General features: G+C 44.4%; 2 protein-coding genes and 2 pseudogenes. 3 read left to right on the forward strand and 1 reads right to left on the reverse strand.

What is annotated here, in order from left to right; translation table 11 throughout:
• A pseudogene (locus CDG79_RS45270) lies at window positions 1-74 on the reverse strand (Uma2 family endonuclease); the annotation flags it as partial.
• A gap of 80 nt (window positions 75-154) precedes the next feature.
• Here CDG79_RS45270 and CDG79_RS45720 point away from each other — a divergent pair.
• The 3 genes and pseudogenes from CDG79_RS45720 (at window position 155) to CDG79_RS39645 (ending at window position 3,605) form a co-directional block, all read left to right on the forward strand.
• On the forward strand, window positions 155-280 hold the full coding sequence (locus CDG79_RS45720) for a transposase (protein ID WP_262985885.1): 126 nt from the start codon (window positions 155-157) through the stop codon (window positions 278-280).
• Window positions 281-565: 285 nt separating this feature from the next.
• Window positions 566-1,210: pseudogene (locus CDG79_RS39640) on the forward strand (AIPR family protein); the annotation flags it as partial.
• A 247-nt stretch (window positions 1,211-1,457) separates the two neighbouring features.
• A complete protein-coding gene (locus CDG79_RS39645) occupies window positions 1,458-3,605 on the forward strand; it encodes a hypothetical protein (protein ID WP_094346931.1) in 2,148 nt (715 codons plus the stop codon).
• The last annotated feature ends 89 nt before the right edge of the window (window positions 3,606-3,694 follow it).

The raw sequence follows: 3,694 nt of genomic DNA on the forward strand, positions 1-3,694 counted from the left end.
TCATGTAGAAATTCCAGTTCAATCAGCCGATGATATTCGTCAATAGTAAATCGTTTTGGTGTGACAACGTTCATGGGACATCATCGATTTAACTGTTATCTACTTTCTAGCTTACCATCTGTATTCAAGAGAGTGGAATTGCCCCAACTGTGGGATACACCACGACAGAGATATTAACGCAAGTAAGAATATTTTGGCTGCGGGACTCGCAGTTTCAGCGCCAGTCACTCATGGGGGAAACCCCCAAGACCGCGCTGGCTTGTCTGTGGAGCGAACATAAGACCTGACAGCCTTAAGGCTGAAGGGCAGTTGCGAAATACCCGTAAGGCTTGCCTTGAGCGTAGCCGAAAGGGAAAGAAACAGAAACCTAAGTCGTGAGTCTTAGGAATCCCCGACCATTTACGGCGGGGTGGATGTCAAACTGTAGCTGCGAAAAAACGTAGTTTTTCATGCAGGGCAATCGGTGGCAGTCCAGTTTTTTGGTAGCTCCTCTTGGTGTTACACCCAAGACCTTGCACCCTAGTTTTGGTTAACATAGAAATTCCCCTGACATTGCACATATTGTATGCCCAAGACTTGGAACATCAAGATAGATAACTATATTCAAGCCAACCCCAATTGCATCATCGCCACCGCCCATGTAGATAGCTTCCCCACAGACCTGCCGCTAGAACCGAACATCCGCGAACCGAACCGCAAAAGCGCGACCTACAGACAAGTCTTCGACTCCCTGACCACCGAACCTGCAAAATTCTTCTCCCGTCACAGTGGAATCGTTCTGTCGGCTAATATTGCTAAACCTGTCAAGAACAAAACTGAACTAGAACTGGAGATTTTAGAAGCTAACGAGGGCGGTAGCGATGGCATTATCAACGGAGGGCATACAGTTTTAGCATTTGAGCAAGGGAAAAATTACAAATATGATCTAACCCAAGCCAGAGTAAAAGTTACGATTCACATCGGACTCTCGGAAGACGAGGCTAAGGATATAGCCCTGTCCTCCAACACTACAACGCCAGTAGATTCTCGCTCCAAAGTCAACGCTAGGGGTGATTACAAGTTCATCAAGCAGTATTTAGCCCAGTTAGAACAGAAAGAAGATAGAAAATTTCGCATCGCTTATTATCAAAACCAAAGCGGCGCTCCCAGAAACGCTCAGTGCAATGTCAACCATTTGCTGAAGTTGGGGTACAGCCGGGATACGGGTAAATTGGGACACGTTGTAAAGTTTTGTAACGTTAAAGAGTCGAAACCATTGATTTAGCGTTGTTTCCTACCGGGGTTTTGATGTCAACTGAAGATGAAAACATCACCATAAATGGCCATTTATGGGCAAGTTTAAGAGACTGAATCGCGTGAAGAGTTGATTTTAGTGTGCAAAAATTTGAATGTATTAATACCATTTTTGGGCAAGTTAGTAAATCGCAAAATCGGTTTCTGCAACATTTGTTTACAACGTGTCCCAAATTGCAGGTATCCCGGCTGTACCCCTAGTAGAGTCAGGTAACGGCGCTGGCAATCCCAATTACAAATTCCGTATCTCTGCATCATCTCTGCCAATAACTGCCTACACTTTGGGTAGCACTGTTAACGGTACGATTAGTAAACCTGGAGAAAATAATACTTACACCTTCACTGGTACATTCGGTCAGCAATTATTTTTTGACGGACTCAATAGCAATGACCCAGGCTTTACTGTTCGGCTGATTTCCCCCAGTGGTATTGATGTTAAGGATGGTCGTCTTTATCAGGATTTTGGCCCTGATAGTGGCTATACTCTCAAAGAGTCAGGTACTTACAAGTTAGTCATTGATGGTGATGAAGCCAATACAGGCGATTACAGTTTCCGTCTTTTAGATAAAGCCGATGCTACACCTTATACTTTAGACACCACTATTAGTGGCACTTTTTCAGGTAGAGAAAGCTACACTTATCGCTTTAGTGGGACTCAAGGGCAGTATCTTTACATCGATCAGCAGGCGGGAGATTACTATAATTACTGGAATCTCTATGGCCCAGGTGGTCAGTACATTACCAGCAATTATATTCTCCTCGATCAGGAACTAGCGCTACCATCTACAGGTGACTATTTCCTGGTAGAGTCAGGTAACGGCGCTGGCAATCCCAATTACAAATTCCGTATCTCTGCACCATCTCTACCGACAACTGCTTACACTTTGGGTAGCACGGTCAGTAGTAGCCTGATTGAAAAGGGTGAATCCGACACGTATACGTTCACTGCACGTTCTGGTCAACGCTTATACTGGGATCGATTAGCCGGTGAAGGTCAAATTACAGCCAAACTCTACAGTCCCAGTGGCGTAATTGTTGCTGATGGTAACTTGGCTAACGATATTGCTCCTTTCTTCTTGCGTGAATCCGGCAATTACCGTTTGGTCATCGACGGTTCTGGAGAAACTACTGGCGATTACAGTTTCCGCTTAATAGATATTGATACTGCACCAACGCTCACTTTAGATACGTCTGTTTCTGCTATTCTCGATCCTGGTACGGAAACTGACTTCTATCAATTCACTGGTACATCAGGAGAACGTCTTTACTTCCACTTAGGAGCGACAAATTGGCCTTATGGTCTAGCTGACTGGGTACTGTATGGAGCAGATAATCAACAGATCGCCTCATCAAACTACTATAGTGCTGATTTCAATATTGTTTTACCAACTGCTGGTACTTACGTTTTAGGAGTGCGCGGTTATTCTGCTACATCTCTCAACTACAACTTTACGGCATATACAACTCCAATTACTACCACAAATTTAATTTTGGGCAGCACAATCACAGATACACTCAGTAAACCGGGAGAACGAGATGAGTATGCTTTCACTGGTAAGACTGGTCAACACTTGTTCTTAGATGCCTTGGTTGGTAGCAGTGGCATCCATGCTAAGTTAATTGCGCCTAACGGAGTTCAATTATTCGACAACATTCTCGATCGGGATGGGATACCAATCATACTTACTGATTCGGGGACTTATCGCTTGGCAATTGATGGCAATGGGGCGACCACAGGTAATTATAGTTTCCGTTTTTCTGACATGGCGGCAGCCACAGCTTTGAGTGTGGGCACAACTACCAACGGTAGCCTGATGGGAAATAGCGTTAACTTTTACTCTTACAATGGCAAAGCCGGACAAACACTTAACTTTAATCTGGGTAGTACAACTTGGAATGGTGCTAACTGGGTACTTTACGATGCTAGTGGTGCAGTTTTGGTAGCCCCCAATGCTAGTAGTCCTAATTTCCAGGTGACTTTGGCTGCTAACAGTGTGTACACTTTGGCGATTGTAGGTAGCAGTAGCAATCCTGTCAATTACAGCTTCACCGTGACAGATAATTCTGCTGCTGCAACAACCAATTCTGGTTTTGGTACATTGCAGACTCTGTTTGTTAATGCTAATCAAGTTGTTGATTATAACTTCACTGCCTCTGCGGGCACGATTTTGCTGTACGATAGCACAGATGAGCAAAACCGAAATAGTGGTAATTACTATCTCGGGGTGCGGTTGCTGAATCCAGATGGAACTTATGCTTTCAATGGACAAGATCGAATGGCACTAAGAAAAGCCGAAACCCTTGCGGTTTAAGCAGTTTGCAATTGCTTGCGTAATTCATGCCGGGGTTTCGTCATCAAGGGGTAAATTTTTGGGCGACGTTTACGGACTCGTGGTTCATT

The organism is Nostoc sp. 'Peltigera membranacea cyanobiont' 232, from assembly GCF_002245985.1.
GTDB lineage: Bacteria > Cyanobacteriota > Cyanobacteriia > Cyanobacteriales > Nostocaceae > Nostoc.